This window comes from Aromatoleum sp. (assembly GCF_035254505.1).
GTDB lineage: Bacteria > Pseudomonadota > Gammaproteobacteria > Burkholderiales > Rhodocyclaceae > Aromatoleum.
Genome location: NZ_DATFAO010000094.1, coordinates 63,099 through 81,575, shown reverse-complemented (window position 1 = coordinate 81,575; position 18,477 = coordinate 63,099). Strand labels below are relative to the sequence as shown.

The 18,477-nt window shown below is 66.4% G+C and carries 14 protein-coding genes; 2 read left to right on the top strand and 12 right to left on the bottom strand.

Features of this window, described 5'->3' with window-relative positions; translation table 11 throughout:
- The first annotated feature begins 4 nt into the window (after positions 1-4).
- A complete protein-coding gene (locus VJ673_RS20215) occupies positions 5-1,645 on the top strand; it encodes an ATP-binding domain-containing protein (protein ID WP_324127969.1) in 1,641 nt (546 codons plus the stop codon).
- On the opposite strand, the gene VJ673_RS20210 is transcribed toward VJ673_RS20215, so the two are convergent.
- From VJ673_RS20210 to VJ673_RS20200, 3 genes are all read right to left on the bottom strand, one after another.
- Entirely contained in the window at positions 1,642-2,124 is a 483-nt protein-coding gene (locus VJ673_RS20210; RefSeq protein WP_324127968.1) for a ProQ/FinO family protein, read from the bottom strand. The two genes, VJ673_RS20215 and VJ673_RS20210, sit on opposite strands and share 4 nt — an antisense overlap.
- Before the next feature lie 215 nt (positions 2,125-2,339).
- Positions 2,340-5,300 (bottom strand): formate dehydrogenase subunit alpha, encoded by a 2,961-nt coding sequence (gene fdhF / locus VJ673_RS20205; RefSeq protein WP_324127967.1) that lies wholly within the window; start codon positions 5,298-5,300, stop codon positions 2,340-2,342.
- A complete protein-coding gene (locus VJ673_RS20200; protein ID WP_324127966.1) occupies positions 5,297-7,090 on the bottom strand; it encodes an NAD(P)H-dependent oxidoreductase subunit E in 1,794 nt (597 codons plus the stop codon). The genes fdhF and VJ673_RS20200 overlap by 4 nt, the downstream gene beginning before the upstream one ends.
- Positions 7,091-7,619: 529 nt before the next feature.
- Here VJ673_RS20200 and VJ673_RS20195 point away from each other — a divergent pair.
- On the top strand, positions 7,620-8,564 hold the full coding sequence (locus VJ673_RS20195; protein ID WP_324127965.1) for a LysR family transcriptional regulator: 945 nt from the start codon (positions 7,620-7,622) through the stop codon (positions 8,562-8,564).
- An 18-nt stretch (positions 8,565-8,582) separates the two neighbouring features.
- Here VJ673_RS20195 and VJ673_RS20190 read toward each other — a convergent pair whose 3' ends face one another.
- The 9 genes from VJ673_RS20190 to VJ673_RS20150 all read right to left on the bottom strand — a co-directional run bounded on the left by VJ673_RS20190 (position 8,583) and on the right by VJ673_RS20150 (position 18,467).
- On the bottom strand, positions 8,583-9,158 hold the full coding sequence (locus tag VJ673_RS20190; RefSeq protein WP_324127964.1) for a chalcone isomerase family protein: 576 nt from the start codon (positions 9,156-9,158) through the stop codon (positions 8,583-8,585).
- Between the two features lie 149 nt (positions 9,159-9,307).
- Positions 9,308-11,728 carry a SulP family inorganic anion transporter gene (locus VJ673_RS20185; RefSeq protein WP_324127963.1) on the bottom strand — a complete coding sequence of 807 codons (2,421 nt, stop codon included), beginning with the start codon at positions 11,726-11,728 and terminating at the stop codon, positions 9,308-9,310.
- Positions 11,640-13,136: a M48 family metalloprotease gene (locus VJ673_RS20180; RefSeq protein ID WP_324127962.1), complete on the bottom strand. Its 1,497-nt coding sequence runs from the start codon at positions 13,134-13,136 to the stop codon at positions 11,640-11,642. The genes VJ673_RS20185 and VJ673_RS20180 overlap by 89 nt, the downstream gene beginning before the upstream one ends.
- Positions 13,133-13,486, bottom strand: coding sequence for a hypothetical protein (locus VJ673_RS20175; protein ID WP_324127961.1), 354 nt, complete (start codon positions 13,484-13,486; stop codon positions 13,133-13,135). Before VJ673_RS20175 ends, VJ673_RS20180 begins: the two co-directional genes overlap by 4 nt.
- A complete protein-coding gene (locus VJ673_RS20170; protein WP_324127960.1) occupies positions 13,483-14,883 on the bottom strand; it encodes a CHASE2 domain-containing protein in 1,401 nt (466 codons plus the stop codon). The genes VJ673_RS20175 and VJ673_RS20170 overlap by 4 nt, the downstream gene beginning before the upstream one ends.
- Before the next feature lie 149 nt (positions 14,884-15,032).
- Complete coding sequence (locus tag VJ673_RS20165) at positions 15,033-15,320, bottom strand: hypothetical protein (protein ID WP_324127959.1); 288 nt, start codon at positions 15,318-15,320, stop codon at positions 15,033-15,035.
- 459 nt (positions 15,321-15,779) lie between these two features.
- Positions 15,780-17,327, bottom strand: coding sequence for a 3-hydroxyacyl-CoA dehydrogenase PaaH (gene paaH / locus VJ673_RS20160; protein ID WP_324127958.1), 1,548 nt, complete (start codon positions 17,325-17,327; stop codon positions 15,780-15,782).
- A gap of 10 nt (positions 17,328-17,337) precedes the next feature.
- On the bottom strand, positions 17,338-17,511 hold the full coding sequence (locus VJ673_RS20155) for a rubredoxin (protein ID WP_324127957.1): 174 nt from the start codon (positions 17,509-17,511) through the stop codon (positions 17,338-17,340).
- Positions 17,512-17,663: 152 nt separating this feature from the next.
- A complete protein-coding gene (locus tag VJ673_RS20150) occupies positions 17,664-18,467 on the bottom strand; it encodes an enoyl-CoA hydratase/isomerase family protein (protein WP_324127956.1) in 804 nt (267 codons plus the stop codon).
- Positions 18,468-18,477 lie beyond the last annotated feature (10 nt).

Genomic DNA, 18,477 nt, shown 5'->3' with positions numbered 1-18,477 from the left:
CAGGATGGCGCGGATACACCCCGATGGATGGCGGCAGTTGCCGGCGAGCGGTGCGCTCGCGCGCGAGCTGGAGACGCTGGCGACGCTCGCCGAGGGCTTGCCGGACGACCACACGGTCTATCACGGCGTGCATTGGACGCGCGTGAACCGCGATCACGCGGTGTTCGGCGAGATCGACTTCATCGTCGTCGGCCCGAGCGGCCGGCTGCTGCTGATTGAGCAGAAGTCGGGCTTCCTCGACGAGACGCCCGAAGGCCTCGTCAAGACCTACTCGAAGACGAAGAAGAACGTCAGCGTGCAGATGGCGCGCAGCGCGGACCACCTGCGCGAGCGCCTCGGCGTCTTCCTGAAGGGCCATCAGCCGCGCCTCGACGTACTGCTCTACTGCCCCGACTACACGGTGCGCCAGCCCGGGAGCGCCGGCCTCGATCCGGCGCGCATCGTCGATGCGACCCGTCGCCCGCATCTCGTGGCGATCGTGCAGAGCCTGTTGCGCGACGAGCTGCGCGACCGCGTCGTGCTCGACAACATCGAGCGCTTCCTCGTCGATCAGTTGGAGCTCGTCCCGGAGGTCAATGCGGTCGTCGGCCAGGCCGAGGCACTCTATACGCGGCTCGCCGGCGGGCTCGCCGAATGGGCCCGACGCATCGAGATGACACCTTTCCGGCTGCGCGTCACGGGCACCGCGGGCAGCGGCAAGACGCAGCTCGCGATGGCCGTCTTCCGCGACGCGCTCGCCGCCGGGCGCCGGCCACTCTACGTTTGCTACAACCGCCCGCTCGCGGACCATATCGCGCTGATCGCCCCGCCCGGCGGCGAGATCGCGACCTATCATCAGCTATGCGACCGCGTGCTGCGTGCGCACGGGCAGGCGCCCGATTTCGGGCGGCCGGACGCGTTCGCGCGCCTGGAGGAGGCGTTTCGCGCGCTGGATCCGGGCGACGCGTGGCATTTTGACGAGCTGATCGTCGACGAGGGGCAGGACTTCCGCGAGGAGTGGCGCGACGCCTTGCTGCGGCTGCTGCGGCCCGAGGGGCGTGCGTGGTGGTTGGAGGATCCGATGCAGAACCTGTACGGGCGGGCACCGGTGGATCTGCCGGGATGGGTGCGCATCACGAGCGGGCGCAATTACCGCAGCCCGGCCGACATCGTGGCCGCGCTCAACCGGATGCTGCCGCTCGCGGAGCCGGTGGAAGCCGGCAGCCCGCTTGTCGGGTCGGAGGTCGAGTTCCTGGTCTGGAAGGACGCGGCGCAGCTCGTCGAGGAGACCAAGCGGGCGATGACGCGCGCGATCGGCCTGGGTTTTCGCCGCGAGATGATCGCGACGATCACGTTCCGCGGGCGCGAGCATTCACGCTTTACGCCCTACGATCGGCTCGGCGCGCACCGCTTGAAGGCGTTCACCGGGCGCTACGATCTGCTCGGCAATCCGGTCTACTCGGACGGCGATTTCCTGATCGATTCGGTGTATCGCTTCAAGGGCCAGGCGGCGCCGTGCGTGATTTTCACCGAGATCGACTTCGAGACGCTCGACGAGCTGACGGTGCGCAAGCTCTTCGTGGGAGCGACGCGCGCGAGCATGAAGCTGATCCTCGTGCTGTCGGAGCGGGCGGCGGCGCAGTTGACCGCCGCGCTCGACGATTAGCGCTTGGAGAACTTGCCGACGAGCTGGGTGAGTTTCTCGGCCTTGCGGCGTTCGGCTTCTTCGGCTTCGCGCTGGGCCTTTTCCTGTTCGGCGGCGACCTTCTTGCGCTTGGCGACTTCAGCGAAGCGTTCCTTGAGGGTCTGGCTGGCGTGCTGGCGCTGTTCTTCGGTGACTTCGCCGCTTTCCTGACCGTCGAGGTCGAAGCGGGCGGTGGCCTTTTCGACAGCCTTCAAGTACTTGGTGGTCGCGGTGTGGATGCGCATCGCGTTGCGGATGACCTTGCGGTCGAGGTCCGGGAAGCGTTCGGCGATGGCTTTGTCGATCCGCAGCGCGAGCGGTTTGACTTCGCGGAAGGTGGGCGAGGTTTCCTGAAGCTTCAGCAGGAGGGCGCGGGCGTCGATGCCGGCGGGCTTCGCCTTGGCCGGGGTCTGCACTGCGGTTTCTTCGGCTTGGGCTTCGGGAGTGATTTCGGTAGTCATTTCGGGTAGCAACGGGAACTGCGGACGAAAAGAGGCATCATCGCATGAAATGCGGGGTTCGGGCGGGGATGTGGCTACTGCGCCACCGCTACCACGGCCAATGTGTGGCTGCTCGACCACGGGGGCGGGGGGCTGTTGCTGGGGTGTTGATGCAGCACCACGGCGGCGGGTGGCGGCAGGAAGCGCTGTTGCCTTCGCCCGCCGGTGAACGGGCTTCAGGTCTGGATGATTGTTTCTGGAGTCAGTTTTACCGCGCAATACTTGAATTCGGGGATTTTGCCGAAGGGGTCGAGGGCGGGCTGCGTCAGCAAGTTCGCCGCCGCTTCGACGTAGCAGAAGGGCATGAAGATCGAGCCGAGCTGCATGGCGCGGTCGGCGCGGGCCTCCAGGGTGATGGCGCCGCGGCGGGTTTCCAGTCGTACCAATGCGCCTGATCCGAGTCCCTTGGCTGCGAGGTCGTCGGGGTGGACGGAGCACCAGGGCTGGGGTTCGAGGGCATCGAGGACGTTGGCGCGGCGGGTCATGGAACCGGTGTGCCAGTGTTCGAGCACGCGGCCGGTGGTGAGGACCATCGGGTAGTCGGCGTCGGGGAGTTCCGCCGCGGGCAGCGGCGTGACGGGGACGAAGCGGGCGCGGCCGTCGGCGGTCGGGAAGTCTTGTTCGAAGAGCACCGGGTAGGACGGGCCGTCCTCGGTGAATTTCGGGGCGATGACCGCGCTGTCGCGCTCGAGCTGGGCCCAGGTGATGCCGGCGTAGCTGGGCATCGCGTGGCGCAGTTCGTCGAAGATTTCGGCGGGGCCGGCGTAGTTCCACGGCAGGCCCAGGCGCTGCGCCATCTGCTGGATGATCCACCAGTCGGGACGCGCGTCGCCGGGGAGCGGCAGCACGGGTTGCGAGAGCTGCACGAGGCGGTCGGTGTTGGTGAAGCTGCCGGTTTTCTCCATCAGGCTGGAGGCGGGCAGGATCACGTCGGCGAGCATCGCGGTCTCGGTGAGGAAGAGGTCCTGCACGACGAGGTGGTCGAGGCCGCCGAGCGCGGCGCGGGCGTGCGCGAGGTCGGGGTCGGACATCGCGGGGTTTTCGCCTTCGATGTACATGCCGCGGATCTGGCCGGCGAGCGCGGCGTCCATGATCTCGACGACCGTCAGGCCAGGCTTGTCGGAGAGCGGGGTGTCCCACAGCGTCTCGAACTTGGCACGGATCGCCGGATCACTGACGCGCTGGTAGTCGGGGAACATCATCGGGATGAGGCCCGCGTCGGACGCGCCCTGGACGTTGTTCTGGCCGCGCAGCGGGTGCAGGCCGGTGCCGCGGCGGCCGATCTGACCGGTCATCAGCGCGAGCGCGATGAGGCAGCGCGAGTTGTCGGTGCCGTGGATGTGCTGCGAGATGCCCATGCCCCAGAAGATCATGCTGTTGGGGCCCTTCGCGTAGAGGCGGGCGACTTCGCGGGCGGTTTCGGCCGGGATGCCGGTGATGGGTTCGACGCGTTCGGGCGGGAATGCGAGGGCTGCGCTGCGGAAGGCCTCGAAACCTTCGGTGCGCGCGGCGATGAAGGCTTCGTCGGTGAGCCCTTCTTCGATGATCACGCAGGCGAGCGACAAGAGCAGCGTGACGTCGGCGTCGGGGCGGAATTGCAGGAAGCGGTGGGCGTGGCGCGCGAGCGGGGTTTCGCGCGGGTCCATCAGGATCAGCTTCGCGCCCCGCTCTACTGCGTTCTTCATGAAGGACGCGGCGACCGGATGGTTCGCGGCGGGGTTCGCGCCGATGACGACGATCACGTCGGCGAATTCGACGTCGCGCACGGGGTTGGACACTGCGCCGGAGCCGATGCCTTCAAGGAGCGCCGCAACCGAGGAGGCGTGGCACAGGCGCGTGCAGTGATCGACGTTGTGCGTGCCGAAGCCGGTGCGGACGAGCTTCTGGAAGAGGTAGGCCTCTTCGTTGCTGCCTTTCGCGGAGCCGAAGCCGGCGAGGGCATGCGGGCCGTGAGCGGCCTTGATGCGGGCGAGGCCGGCGGCGGCGGCGTCGAGCGCTTCTTCCCAGCTCGCTTCACGGAAGGCGGCGAGGGGGTTAGACGGGTCGAGGTCGACGGACTTCGGAATGCCGGGCTTGCGGATCAGCGGTGTCGTCAGGCGGTGCGAATGGCGCGGGTAGCCGAAGCCGTAGCGGCCTTTGACGCACAGGCGGCCGGCGTTGGCGGGGCCGTCGCGGCCGACGACGTGGATGATCTTCGCCTGCTCGCCTTCGCCGGCGACGTGGTAGGTGGTCTGGCAGCCGACGCCGCAGTAGGGGCACAGCGAGTCGATTGCACGGGTTGCCGACGAGGCTTCACGAGCCGGTGCGATGCTCCCGGTCGCAGACCCGCTTGCATCCTCACCGGACAGCGACTTCGGGGCGAGCGCAGCCGAGGCTGCAGACGCCGTTCCGGCGCGGGATGTCGAGGTTCCGGTCGCGGTCAGTGCGCCGGATTCGTCAGTGACAGGTTCGTCTGCAAACACGCCACGCGACCGCGACGGCGTCGCGACCGGGACTCCCGGCGCGTCGACGAGCGCCGCAGGCAACAGCGCGCCGGTCGGACAGGCCTGCACGCATTCGCCGCAGCCGACACACGTCGATGTCCCCATGGGATCGTTGAAGTCGAACACGATCATCGTGTCGACGCCTCGGCGCGCGAGGCCGATCACGTCATTGACCTGCTCCTCGCGGCAGGCGCGCAGGCAGCGCGTGCATTGGATGCAGGCGGCGAGGTTGACGGCGATGCCGGGGTGGCTGCGGTCGGGCGCGGGGTTCTCGCGGCGGACGAAGCGGCTTTCCTTCACGCCGAGTTCGCCGCACCAGTGCGCGAGTTCGGAATCGGCCTTCTCGGTCTCGGCGGGCACGTCGGCGCGCAGCAGTTCCAGCACCATGCGTTGGGAAGCGCGCGCGCGTTCGCTCTCGGCCTTGGCCTTCATGCCGGGCTTGGGCGCGCGGCAGCACGAGGGCGCGAGTACGCGCTCGCCGTCGATCTCGACGACACAGGCGCGGCAGTTGCCGTCGGCGCGCAGGCCGTCGGTGTAGCACAGGTGCGGGATGTCGGTGCCGGCGCGGCGCGCGGCCTGCAGGATCGATTCGCCGGGTGCGGCGTCGATCTCGCGGCCGTCGAGTTCGAAGCGGATCATGTCGGCGGCGTTCATGCTGCGCCCTCCTCTTTCGCTGCACCCACTTCCTGCGGGAAGAAGCGCAGCACCGATTGCATCGGGTTCGGCGCGGCCTGGCCGAGACCGCAGATCGAGGCATCCATCATCGTGCGTCCGAGTTCCTTCAGGAGCCCGGCATCCCATTCCGGCGCCTTCATCAGCCCGGCCGCCTTCGCCGTGCCGACGCGACAGGGCGTGCATTGGCCGCAGGATTCGTGGGCGAAGAATTCCATCGCGTTTTCGGCCAGCAGGCGCGCCTGGTCGTGCTGCGAGAACACGACGATCGCCGCCGAGCCGATAAAGCAGCCGTAGGGCGCGAGGGTGTCGAAGTCGAGCGGAACGTTGGCGAGGCTCGCAGGCAGGATGCCGCCCGAGGCGCCGCCGGGGAAGTAGCCGTAGAGCTCGTGGCCGGGGAGCATGCCGCCGCAGTGTTCGTCGATGAGTTCGCGCAGCGTGATGCCGGCATCGGTGACGACCACACCGGGCTTCGCGACGCGGCCGCTGACGGAGAAACTCCTGAGGCCCTTGCGGCCGTTGCGGCCGTGGCTCGCGAACCAGTCGCCGCCGCGTTCCACAATATCCCTCACCCACCACAGCGTCTCGAGGTTGTGCTCGAGCGTCGGGCGGCCGAAGAGGCCCACTTCGGCGACGTAGGGCGGACGCAGCCGCGGCATGCCGCGTTTGCCTTCGATCGACTCGATCATCGCGGATTCTTCGCCGCAGACGTAGGCACCCGCGCCGCGTCGTAGCTCGATCGGAGGCAGATCCGGCCATTCGACGCGCACGCGGTCGAGCTCTTCGGCGAGCAGGCGCCGCAGCGCGGCGTATTCGTCGCGGATGTAGATCCAGATGCCCGCAATGCCCACGACGCGGGCGGCGATCAGCATCCCTTCGATGAAGCGGTGCGGATCGGTCGCGAGGTAGTGCCGGTCCTTGAAGGTGCCGGGTTCGCCCTCGTCGATGTTCACGGCCATGTTGCGCGGCGCGGGTTGGGCGGCGACCGTGCGCCACTTGCGCGCGGCGGGGAAGCCGGCGCCGCCGAGGCCTCGAAGTCCCGCTCCGTCGAGCGCAGTGATGATCGAATCGGCGTCACGCTCGCCGCTGCGCACTGCCTCCCACAGCGCGTAGCCGCCCGTGGCGCGATAGGCGTCGAAGCGGATCGCGTCCGGCAGCGCCTCCTCGCGCTCGCCGCTCGCGACGATTGCCGCGACTTTGTCGGCATCCGCACTGAGCACCGGCTTCTGCCCGACGACTGCGACGGGCGCACTGTCGCAGCGGCCGACACAGGGCACGCGCTGCACGCGCACTTCGGCGCCAAGGCGGGTCGCAAGCGACGCGGCCAATTCGGCGCCGCCCGCCATCGCACAGCCGAGCGAATCGCATACGCGCACGGTGAGCTTGGGCGGCGCTTCCGCGCCGGTCGGCACGAAGTCGAAATGGTGATAGAAGGTCGCGACCTCGAAGACTTCCGCGCGCGCGAATTTCAGCGCCTCGGCAAGCGCTGCGAGGTGGTCTGCGAAGAGGGCGCCGTGGGCGTCCTGCAGGCGGTGCAGGTATTCGATCAGACGGTCGGGGCGCGGAGTGACGCCGGCGTCGAGGTCGGGCGCGAGCGCCGCGGCGGCTGCGGCCAGTGCGGATTCGGGCAGCGGTTCGCGCTTGCGGCCACGCTCCCCGCCACCCTTTCCGGCTTTTCCACCACGACCTCCTCCTGAACCGTCACGGACGGCATCCGGGCGCTCGCCCTGCCCTGCCCGTCCCTTGCCTTGCTGATCCACGATGTTCGTCATGCCGTTCGCCATCTTTGCGGTTGCGTCGCGCGGCGGAGTGGAATGGAAGCCCACACTGCAACGCCACGGAAGGTCGACCGAACCATATTGCACCTCATTCGACAAGGAAAGCGGATTCTGCCGAAGGCCTGTTCGCTTTTTCTGAATGCCTCGCAAGGGCGCACGTGCGGGGTACGGCATGCGCTGGTCGGTTGGCTGGACGCGCTCGATCCGCTGCACCACCACGGCCTGCGCGGTTGGCACATGCCAGGACGGCGATCGAAAAGCATCGGGCCAACGCCGCGCGATGCGGGTTGGCTCGGGGTGGTTGCTCGCACGCCGGTGGGCGCAGCGTCCGACGGTGGCGGTTCCGGTAGGAACGCCGGGCCGAGGCATCCAGGCTGGGTGGGGCGGAAGCACCGTCGCTTGTGGCGTCGGCGGGATGTGTCGGCTGCGGATGGGTCCATTAGACGCCGGTACGTACGATCTGGAAAATACCGAATTCAGATCCAGCGATCTGTTATCCAGATACTTGGCTACAATCGGCGGCATGGAACTGCGCCAGCTGCGGTATTTCGTCGCCATCGCCAAGTTCGGCAGCCTGTCGAAGGCGGCCGAACAGGTCTACGTCGCGCAATCGGCGCTGAGCCATCAGCTCGCGCAGCTGGAGGACGAACTGGGCGCGCCGCTCTTCCATCGTTCGCGGCGGGGCGTGGAGCTGACGGAATCGGGGCGCATCTTCCTCGCGCACGCAACCGCGATCCTGCGCCAGGTGGAGGACGCGCGCGTGGCCGTGCAGGCGGTGCGCGGCGAGCCGACGGGCAAGGTGGTGTTCGGCATTCCCCACAGCGTCTCCGCGGCCCTGGCCCTGCCGCTGTTGCAGGCGGTGCGGCAGCTGCTGCCGAAAGTCGAGCTGGAGCTGACGGAGGAGCTCACCGGCAACCTCGTGCCGCAGTTGCGCGCCGGCCAACTGCACTTGGCGGTGCTCTTCGACGACGGCCTGATCGGCGAATTCACGCAGCAGCCGCTGCTCGACGAGCGCCTGATGCTGATTTCGCCCGCACAGGCACCGGACCGACCGCGCAAGAAGTCGATCACGTTGGGGGCAGCGCTCGCGCTGCCGCTGATCCTGCCCGCACCGCCGCACGGAGTGCGGCCGATCATCGAGCAGGCGGCCCGCGAACAGGGGCTGCCGCCACCGAATGTGGTGGCCGACATCAGTTCGATCAGCATCCTGCGCACCAGCTTGCTCGCCGGGCTGGGCCACACGCTATTGCCGCCGATGCCGCTGCGCCACGAGCTGGATGCGGGCCTGCTCACGGGCACGGAGGTGACACGGCCGGCGCTGAGCCGGCGCGTGGTGTTGTGCGCCTCGCGTCACCTGCCGCTTTCCGCGGCAGCGATGGCGGTGGCCGCGCTGACCGGGCCGCTGTGTCGCGATCTCGCCCATTCGGGGCGCTGGCAGGGGGCGATGCCGGTCGCCGCGCCGGATTGACGCGGGGCCGCTCGGCGCTCAGCCTCCGAGGAGGCTCTTCTTCAGATCCGCATCGGCGGGCTTGTCGCCCAGCCACACGCGCAACAAGGCCTTCGCGAAGGCGCCTCCCGCGATCTCCCCGCGCGCCTCACCATTCACGCTGACTGCGACGCCGTCGGTGCTGAAGTCGATCGCCACCACCGTCCCCTGGCGCACTTTTCCGATCGACTTCATGAGCGTGGCGAGCTGCCCCGCCGGCCCCTTCAGCGCCTCCAGCTCGGCGGCGCTCAGGTTGTTGCGCAGCCCCTCGTCGAGGGCCTCGTGCAAGGTTTGTGCATCGAGGTCGCGCAGCAGATGCAGGCTGATCCGCCGCGGCCCGGTAGCCTCATAGACGGCTTCGGGCGTCGTCGCCCGCGCCCCCGTGTAGAGCGCGCCGACATAGACCTTGAAGAACATCTTCGTGCGGATCCCCGCGCCGTTGAGCTGGAGTTCCTGGCTGCCGACCCGGATTCGGTCCTCCACGTGCACACCGGCCACCTCTGCCGCGTGCAACGTCGGTGTCGCGGACAGCGCGGCGATCAGGGCCGCCATGCGCATGCAATGCCGTGCTTTCATGTTCCTGTCCTCCTCCTGTGCCTGACTTGTGTCGGCGGCATTATTGTGACGCTCGCTGTCCGGCGATCAATCAGGGCGCCGTTATCCGCGGAATGCGTACCCGGAAAAAGTACGACGCAGCGGCGCCTGAGCCGCGCACAAGCCCCCTGTCAATGGTCAAGCATAGCCATCTCGGTTTGCAGCATCGAGTTCAGCGATGCGATGTAGTCCGCGAAGTAGGCCATGATTCTGGCGGTCTCGGCCGGCCGGTGTTCGATTGCCTGCGCAAGCCATTCGTCATCGACCGAGGTCAAGTCGCAGTCGGTTGCGATCTCCGCGTCGATGGCACGCATCCCCATGATTCGTCCACTGATCACGCCCCCGCAGCCGACCTCCGCGATGACCTTCTTCCACGCGACGTCGGCGACCGTCTGGCTCACGCGGTGGCGAAGCACGACCGTTCCGCGTCGAACAACCCAGAACCGCTCGGCACCGCTCGCTTGATCGAAACGCCGCGATGGAAGCGCCGTCAATGAAGCGAGAACAGGCGGCCAACCACGGACGTCGTTGCTCGCCCCTCCTTCCCGGAGAACCGCCTGATCCTCGACGTAGTTGATCGCACGCTCGGTGGTGTCGAACACGTGCTCCGACCGGATAAGCGTTTCACTCCTGCCTTTCCGCGGGCCATCGATGACGTGATCGAAGCGCAGCAGCTGTGCGAGCCCGGACTTGAGCAGTACGTAGCTGAGCAAGACCACAAAGCTATATTCCTGAAGCCGCTCGACCATCAGCTTGATCTCGTGGATTCCAGATTCGTCGAACTCATGCGCCATGTCGAAGTCGATGATCACGTACTGCCGGCCGTCGGACCGTGGCGGATGCGCGGCAACACGGGCCCGCACCTCGTCGACCATACTCATCGCCATCTTATGGGAGAGGAAGAAAAAATCCCCATGCAGCTTGATGATCTGGCACCGCTCGCGCGCGGCGCGGGCAATTGCCGCTTCGGCTGCCGGGCGCAGTTGCAGCGAGATGCGCTCGCTCGCCGAATAGCTGCGGTGTCGCTGCGACTGGCCGATCTTGAAGAGAAAGATGCTCATGCTGCAGAGCATCCCCACGGCAATCGCGCGCATCGGGTCGAATTGGTGGAGCGAGCAAGCCACCACGAGCACGGTCAGCCCGTTGAGGACCGTTTCTCCACCCCCTTCCTTCGGCCCCGGCGTGGCACGATGCGCCCGGAGCATGTCCCGCGCGGTTGCGGCGAAGGCCCGTGCATATCGCCCGAGTTCCGCCAACTGCGAAGACAGCAGCAGGATGGCAATGTGGAGCATCAAGCCGACCACGACCGCTTTCGGGAAATACTCCGACCAAACCAGCCACGGGCTCCCGACGAGCAGCGCCGAAAGCACCGCTGTATAGACCAGTCCTCCGACCCACGTCCGCCCGTCCGCAGCCAGCGCCGCCTCCGCCCGGGCGTCCGATGCAGCGCTGGGAATGCCGCCGAAGAGCCCGGCCACCGCATTTCCCAGCCCATGCCACTGCAATTGCCGGTTTTCGTTGTCACTGCTCACGATTAGGCGTTGGCGCGGCGACAGGTCGCGCTTGAGCAGTTTGTGCCGCGTCGCCACATGCGAATTCGTCGTATCCAGGGAACCGACGACCGCCAGCATCAGGACGGCGGGCGCGAGATCCCATAGCAGCGTGGGCGTGCGCGCGATCGACGAACCGGCCTCGCGCATCGCCGCCACGACGTCGGGCACCACCCAGAACTGGGCGATCGCCCCCAGGGTGCCGCCCCTGTCGGCCGCCGATTGCGGCAATGCGTAATACAGGGCGATGCCCAGCACCGTCGCGAAAACCATGCCCCAACTGACGATCCAGCGCTGCTTCTTCAGCACAGGGAGGTTCGCGAATTTTCCCAGCGCCCAGATCGTGACGGCGACAGCGAAGGTTGCCGACGCGACAATCGCAGCTGCCGGCGGCCCGCGGAATATTTCGCGCCCCTGGGCCAGCAACATCGTGCACGCCACGCCGGACATCAGCCCGACGATGACCGGACGCGCAATGTAGCTCTGCAAGGACGCCAGTCGTGCCATCCCCATCGCCCCCTGCAACAATCCCGCAGCGATCATCACCACGAAGATCATGCCGAGCACCGAAAGGGGATCAGCCCCGGAGGCGAGCAAGGCTGCCGCGGTTCCCGACAGGACGGTCGCCGAACCGATTCGCGGGCCGGTAAGCGTGATTTGCCCGCGTGCGCCCAGGCCCACGAAGAGCCCCGCGACAATTGCCGAGTAGAAGCCGGCGACCCGTGCGAGGCCGGGGAAGTCGTGCGCGAGCGGCCCGAACGCGGCAATCCCCAACGCGACGCATTGTGGAACCGCCACGATTGCGGCGATCAGACCGGCCGTCGCTTCCTGTCGCGGGTGCGTCACCGGTCCTCCGCCTGCGAGTTTTGGCGGCTCAGGGGTTTCGCCGGGAGTCGGTAGTTCGGGAAGACGCTCACTTTCCAAACAGCTTCCCGGTAATCTTGTTTGCGAGCCGCTTCCCCTCCTCCTCAGAGCGGCGCTTCCGTTCTTCGGGGTTAGCATTGTTGGCGCACGCCTGCAGCAGCGCGGAGCCAGCGGTCATGCATTCACGAACGTATTTCTCGGTCACGTCCTTGTTCAGATCGTGGACCAAGAATGCGATTTCGGGCAGCAACACCGGCGGGCGGCCAAGCGCATCAAAGCCAGCCTCGACCGTCTGGATCGCCTGCTGACCGTTGCCCGAGCGCTTGAGCTGATTCGACAGTGCCCTGGCGGGGATCCAGGAGCCTGCGGACAGACGCATGCCCTCCGTCAGGCAGGCGCGCGCCTCGCTGACCTTCTGTGCGGTCGCCCAGCCATCGCAGACGGCCATGTGGGTGATGAGCAGATCGGTCTTCTCGCGCTTGAGATCGGTCGTCGCCTTCAGCGCGGCCCCGGCATTGGCGACGGCGAGCTGTTCGCGGACCCGCGCGACACGCTGGTGCGCTGCAAGCAACGCGGCAACCTCCGGGTCCTTCCGTAGCTCGATCAGTCCGACGCGCGGGCTGTGCCGCCCGCGCAGCGGTGATTCGCTCCATACCTTTTCGAAGTAATCGCTCACGAAATCGGCGCGGGAAGCCGAGTCGTCATGGGCGTTGGACAACGACTTCGCCCAGTCCTTGAGTTGACCGGACAATTTTTCCCCGGGGCGGACCTCTGTCGCCTCCTTCGCCGTCCCGGCCCCCTCGAGCGCGCCCAATCGCTCGAGCATTGCCTTCGGTCCGCGCGCCACAGAGAGGCCGAGTTTCGCGACCACATCCGTCGCGAACTGATCGGCCTCACGCTCTTGTCCGCGTTTCCAGCTGGGGTGAAACACGTCGTTGGTCAGCGCGCTGCCGCAGTTGACGCCGCGCACGAGGGAGGTTGCCGCGCGCACTTTGGACGAGAGCCCTGCTGCAATCGACACGACTTGGTTGGTCGCAGTCATCGCGTCGGCGTAGGTGTCGGATTCATAGTGCCCCAACAGGACATGGGCAATCTCGTGCGCGAACAGGCCGACAAGTTCTGCATCATCCTCGGCCTGCATGAGCCAACCGAAGGACACGGTAATCAGGCCGGACGGCCGCGCCTCGGCCTGCAAAGACAGATCCGACAGGATTTCCACCCGGCAGCAGGACGCGGGCATTCCGGCCACCTCCAGAATCTCGCGCACCATGCCATTTACGTAAGCGTTCAGCGCGTTCCGGTTAATCACCCCATAGGAATTGAGGAGCGCGAGGCGCAAATCGGCGGCTTGTGCCTCGGCATCCCCCGTGGGAGCGACCAGCGCGCGCCGGATCACCGTGCCGTCCGGAAATTGACTGTCGCGGGTAGGTGTCGAGAGTGCGCTCGCGGCACTTCCATCGTCCGCCATGGGTGCGCGCACGCTCGAACCCGTCACGCAGCCGCCAAGCAGCAAGCCCGCAGCGATTGCACGGACTAACCGGATCATTTGGTCTTGCAACCTTCGCCGATTCCGCGAGCAGCAGCGGTACTCGCGACTTGTTGATGCTGATCGCAGCGGGCCGCCGGATAATTGATCTGGGCCTTGAGCGCACTGACCCAATACGGTTTGCCACTCACCCGGATGCGGACATAGTCGCCCGACTCCTCCTCGATCGGCGTCGGCGTTGGAAGTTCGGCGCGTGGAGTCCGCGCCACAACCTGTTCGCCTTCGGAGTCAGCATACAGGGTCACGACGTCACCCCTGAACTGAGTGATTGCCTTGCCGCCCTCGGCGATAACGCCCGGGGCCCATGCACTCAGTAGGCATACCATCCCAGCGGCCGACCACCTCATCATTGCATCTCCTGTACAACCGGCATACCGAACAAGACCTTCTCGACCGATTCGCCGATCTCAAACAATTCCAGAGCCAGCGCAGCAGCGACGACCTCGATGTACGAAAACACCCCCAGATCGAGCCACCAATGACCGATGATGGTCAGGACGCATGCCACGACGATCGCACGTGCGAACAACAACAGCCGCCACCCGAACACGACCAGCAGCTCCCGACCGCGTCGGACCAGCGTTCTGCCCGCTCCTACGCGCGCTGCGGCATGTTCGATCCTCGCAGCCAGTGCGTGATACCCAAAAGAAAAGATCGATGCCGACACCGCGATCAAGGCGGCAATCCATAGCAGGTATCGCCAATGCTCGGGATCGAACTTGAATTTCACCGCACGCTTCCACGACGCCCCATACGTCAGCAAGTTGTCGTAGGCCATGGCATGGAAATAGACACCAGGAATTCGTCCATGCAGCGGCGAACTCAGAAAATCGCCGGTCGAAGCCAGGCTGGCACCGTAGAACACGACCCGTCCCTCAAGCTTCCCCGCCAGTTCGCGACTCTGCCCTTCGTCAGGCGCGCGCAGTTCATAGGCGCGCACCGTCGCGTGGAAGGCGCAGGCCGGGTTCGACGACGGCAACAGGAGACGAAAGAGCTCGCTGCGCTTTCCGCGTTCGTACGGATCGCACACTGGCTCCCCGGCGCGATTGACGATGCGGTTTTCGTCGGCCGTCGATGCGCTCGCGACCCCCCAAACGACCGACATCGGGGTCGGGGCAAGTTCGGGGGCGGCAGCGCTTTCCAAACCGGGCCGATCGAGCCCCTGATACAGCCCCAGCGCCGGCGAAACCACGCTTTCACCATCCGGCTCCGCATGAACCAAGGCATAGTCCCGCGCGAGGTGATCGATGTCGTCGGCCTCGTAGTCGACCGCCACGGGGATGGCACAGTCCCCCTGGAGCTCTTCGCGAATGCCAATCGACCCGGGTGCCATGTCGCGCGCCAGAAACACCGGGATGCCCTGTGACCGGATGTCGCAAAGCGTCTGCGCGAGCCGTTTGATGCTGGCATCCGCACGCCGATCCACGAAGAGCATATCGACGAAGATGGCCTTCGGGCGATACGTCGCAATCGCCTCCAGTTGATCGGCATGATAGCCATACTTTGGGGGCCAGGTCGCCTTGGATTGCGCAAGCGAAGGCTCGTCGACGAGCACCACGCCGATCTTGTCCGCGCTGCCCTGGCCGTAGCCGAGTGCCAGCAGGGGCGCCACCAGGCGGGCGGTTGCACGCGAGGCGTATTCCGAATCAAACAGGAACTGGCCAACCCAGATGACGAAAAACCCGCCCAGGACCGCGCAAACAGCGCGACGCAGCAGGTGACGCAAATCTTCCACCGCAAAAGCCAAGTCTTGCCCCTTTCACTTCTCGAAATTGGACGACGCGTCGCTGCGGAGAGGGACATCCATGCCACCCCGTGATGCCGCCCGTCGCGGATCAGAATCGCCACGGAGATCGGGCGGAGAATTCACGCGAGCGGAAAACCCGCCCGAGCCACTCAGGCGGGCGTCGGCCCTTCGATCAGTTGAACGTACCAGTCGAAACCGCGCGTGCCGATGAAGAAACGGATTACGCCCGCCAACACGAGACCGAAGGCCCCAAACAGCACCATCAGCCCCAGCGATCCGACGAATACGACCACGAAGCCAATGAGAATCAGCAAGTCCCCCAGGACACGCTCGGATTTGACAAAGGTCTCGCCGACGAGTCCGGCCAGGACTATAAATCCCGTCAGTTCTCCGAGCACGAGCGGCGCCAGACAGAGGCCGACAAATCCACTTCTCATAGCCTCTACGCGTTTGGCCTACACTTCCTTTGAAACCGCCATGCATCTCCCCCGATGAATACCTGAAATATGTATGTTTTTGTAAATTGTATGTCGTAAGGAGAGAAATCGGAAGATGACGGATTGAAGCCAATCCAATTAAATTAAATTAAATTACCTTAATTGGATTGGCAGTCTTGTGACCTGCGCGATAGCGGGAAAAAGCCGTTAGCAACATCCTGGCCGTCGCCGCGCCCGGTCATCGAGGCCCGGGGCCTCACGAAGGTGTGCCAGATGAGTGAGATGCACCCGGGTCCGTCGGGAAGCGGAAAGTCGACCGCTGCTGAACATCCTCTGTAGGAAGGCAAGGAGGTGCTGCAGGAGCCGGCCGGCCCGCTGTTCCGTGAAGGCGCCGAAGGTGGCGCGCACGGAGATCGACGTAGGGCGCAATGCCCTGCGTTTATTGCGCCCTACGCGATCTCACATTGCATGAAAGCGCCCCTCGGGCCGCAGTGCAATCCTTTGCAGCAGCGGCGAAAGGCGGTAGCGCTCTTCTCCGTAGTGCGTCCCCAGGTTCTCCAGCACCTGCGCGACGAAGCCGACGCCGAGCTCATCCGCCCACGCGAGCGGGCCTTTCGGGTAGTTCGTCCCGTAACGCATCGCCGTGTCGATATCGGTGGCGGTGCCGATACCTTGCAGGACGCCATCGGCCGCTTCATTGGCGAGCATCGCGACGGTGCGCAGGCCGACGAGGCCGGCGATGTCGTCGAGGCGGGCGATGCTTGCGCCGGTGCGCTGCAGGATGCCGACGACGGCGTTCCAGGCGCCTTCGCTACAGGCGTCGCCGCGGGCGAGCGTGAGGCGCGGGGTCGTCGCGTAGTCGAGCGCGAGGTCGAGCAGGACGAGGTTGGCGAAGCCTTCGTCGTGGGCGCGGAGGGAGGCGGTGCGGCCATCGGCGAGCGCGAGGCGGGCGGCGCCGATTTCGATCCAGCCTCGGGCGCGACCGGTAGCCTCATCTTCGCCAGGCAGGCGCCGAATGGCTACGCCGGCGGCTTCGAGTCGGGCGATGAGCGGGGTGGCAGGGCCGAGGTCGCCGACAACCGTGACCGAGGTTTCGCCCTGCTGCGGCGACTCGCTCTGCGGCGAGGCCGGCAGTGCGCCTTCGGCATAGTCATAAAACCCGCGCCCACTCTTGCGCCCCAGCCGGCCAGCGGCGACGAGTTCCTGCTGGATCAGGCTGGGCGTGAAGCGTTTGTCGCCGAAGTAGGCATCGAAGACGGATTTCGTGACCGCGAAGTTCACGTCGTGGCCAATCAGGTCCATCAGCTCGAAGGGGCCCATCGGGAAGCCGCAGCCCTCGCGCAATGCCGCGTCGAGCGTCGCGGGGTCGGCGGCGCGCTCGTTGAGCACACGCAGGGCCTCGGCGTAGTACGGGCGGGCGACGCGGTTGACGATGAAGCCGGGGGTCGAGGTCGCGTGCACCGGGACTTTGCCCCAGGCCTTTGCGGTGGCGTAGAGGGTGTCGGCGATCGCGCGAGTGGTCGCGAGGCCGGAGACGATCTCGACAAGCTTCATGCGCGGCGCGGGGTTGAAGAAGTGGAGTCCGGCGAGGCGTTCAGGGCGGTCGAGGGCGGCGCCGATCTGCGTGATCGACAGCGAGGACGTGTTGGTCGCGAGAATCGCGTCCGGGCCGAGCAGATCTTCGAGTTCCTTGAAGAGTTTCTGCTTGATGTCGAGGTTCTCGACGATCGCCTCGATGGCTAGGCCGGCGTCGCGGGCGGCGGCGAGGTCGGTGACGGGGATCACGCGGGTGAGCGTCGCCTCCGCGTCCGCTTCGGCGAGCTTGCTCTTGGAGACGAGGAAGCGCAGGTCGCGGGCGATGCCGTCGCGGCCCTTCTCGACCGCTTCGGCGCGGGTGTCATACAGGTAGACACTGTGGCCGGCGGCCGCGGCGACGTGGGCGATGCCGCTGCCCATCGCACCGGCGCCGATCACGAGCACCTTCACATCGGGGGTGAGCGCGGTCATCGTACGCCTCTCACTCTTCCGATTCGGGTGCCGGGTTGAAGTGCTCCTTGCCGTTGCCGCAGTCGGGGCAGACCCAGTCGGCGGGAACGTCTTCCCACTTCGTGCCGGGCGCGATGCCGTCGTCGGGCTGACCTTCAGTCTCGTTGTAGGGGAAGTAGCAGGCGCTGCACTGGTAGGTGGCCATGATGCCGTTCTCTCTGTCGTTGGAGTTGGGGGACTGCCGGGCGCTCTGCGGCGCCGTATTGGGAGTATTTGTGAGGCGGACGGACCGAAGGCGGAATCTGGCAACTGAGCGGCGAGTGGGCCGACAGGCGCTTCGTCTTCCGCCTTACTGGTTCATATCGGCAAGCCGCTCGGGAAGTTCGGGGTGCGCCGCTCGCGCACGGCAGCGAGGCCTTCGCGCACTTCGGGGCCACTGAAGCCGAGCATCTCCAGCGCGACGGAGTTGTCGAAAATCGGGCCGGCCTGGCGCAGCCAGTTGTTGAGGCTGTGTTTGGTCCAGCGCAGTGCGGTCTGCGGGCCGGCGGCGAGCTTTTTCGCGATATCGAACGCGGTGTCGCGCAGTTGATCGCCTTCCACCGCCATCGACACGAGGCCGATGCGTTCGGCTTCCTCGCCGCTCACCTCGTTCGACAGCAGGAGATGCAGCTTTGCCTTCGCCATGCCGCACAAGAGCGGCCAGATGATTGCGGCATGGTCGCCGGCCGCGACGCCAAGTCGCGTGTGGCCGTCGATGAGGCGCGCGTTCTTCGCAGCGATCGAGATGTCCGCCAGGAGTGCCACCGCCAGCCCGCCGCCGACCGCCGGACCGTTGATCGCGGAGACGATCACTTTCGAGCAGTTGATCATGTTGTAGACGATGTCGCGCGCCTCCTTCCACACGCGGGCGCGGTGCTCGAAATCGTCGACCATCGCCGCGACGAGGTCGAGCGTGCCGCCCGCGGAGAAGCCCTTGTCCTGGCCGCGTACGATGATCACCGACACCGCCGGATCGCGGTCGAGGTCGCGCCAGATGTCCGCGAGCTCGCCGTGGCCGGTGGCGTCCGCGGCGGGGAGCTTGCCGGGTTCGCCGAGGATCACTTCGGCGATACCGTGATCGTGGAGTTCGACCTTGAGGGCGGTGTAGCGGCTGTAGTCCATCGTCAGTCCT

Bases quoted from the DNA above. Each gene is read 5' to 3' on its own strand.
- fdhF (WP_324127967.1), bottom strand. From the start codon at position 5,300: ATGAACGCCGCCGACATGATCCGCTTCGAACTCGACGGCCGCGAGATC.
- VJ673_RS20180 (WP_324127962.1), bottom strand. From the start codon at position 13,136: ATGATCCGGTTAGTCCGTGCAATCGCTGCGGGCTTGCTGCTTGGCGGC.
- VJ673_RS20210 (WP_324127968.1), bottom strand. From the start codon at position 2,124: ATGACTACCGAAATCACTCCCGAAGCCCAAGCCGAAGAAACCGCAGTG.
- VJ673_RS20190 (WP_324127964.1), bottom strand. From the start codon at position 9,158: ATGAAAGCACGGCATTGCATGCGCATGGCGGCCCTGATCGCCGCGCTG.
- VJ673_RS20215 (WP_324127969.1), top strand. From the start codon at position 5: ATGGCGCGGATACACCCCGATGGATGGCGGCAGTTGCCGGCGAGCGGT.
- VJ673_RS20200 (WP_324127966.1), bottom strand. From the start codon at position 7,090: ATGACGAACATCGTGGATCAGCAAGGCAAGGGACGGGCAGGGCAGGGC.
- VJ673_RS20155 (WP_324127957.1), bottom strand. From the start codon at position 17,511: ATGGCCACCTACCAGTGCAGCGCCTGCTACTTCCCCTACAACGAGACT.
- VJ673_RS20165 (WP_324127959.1), bottom strand. From the start codon at position 15,320: ATGAGAAGTGGATTTGTCGGCCTCTGTCTGGCGCCGCTCGTGCTCGGA.
- VJ673_RS20175 (WP_324127961.1), bottom strand. From the start codon at position 13,486: ATGATGAGGTGGTCGGCCGCTGGGATGGTATGCCTACTGAGTGCATGG.
- paaH (WP_324127958.1), bottom strand. From the start codon at position 17,327: ATGACCGCGCTCACCCCCGATGTGAAGGTGCTCGTGATCGGCGCCGGT.
- VJ673_RS20195 (WP_324127965.1), top strand. From the start codon at position 7,620: ATGGAACTGCGCCAGCTGCGGTATTTCGTCGCCATCGCCAAGTTCGGC.
- VJ673_RS20185 (WP_324127963.1), bottom strand. From the start codon at position 11,728: ATGCTAACCCCGAAGAACGGAAGCGCCGCTCTGAGGAGGAGGGGAAGC.
- VJ673_RS20150 (WP_324127956.1), bottom strand. From the start codon at position 18,467: ATGGACTACAGCCGCTACACCGCCCTCAAGGTCGAACTCCACGATCAC.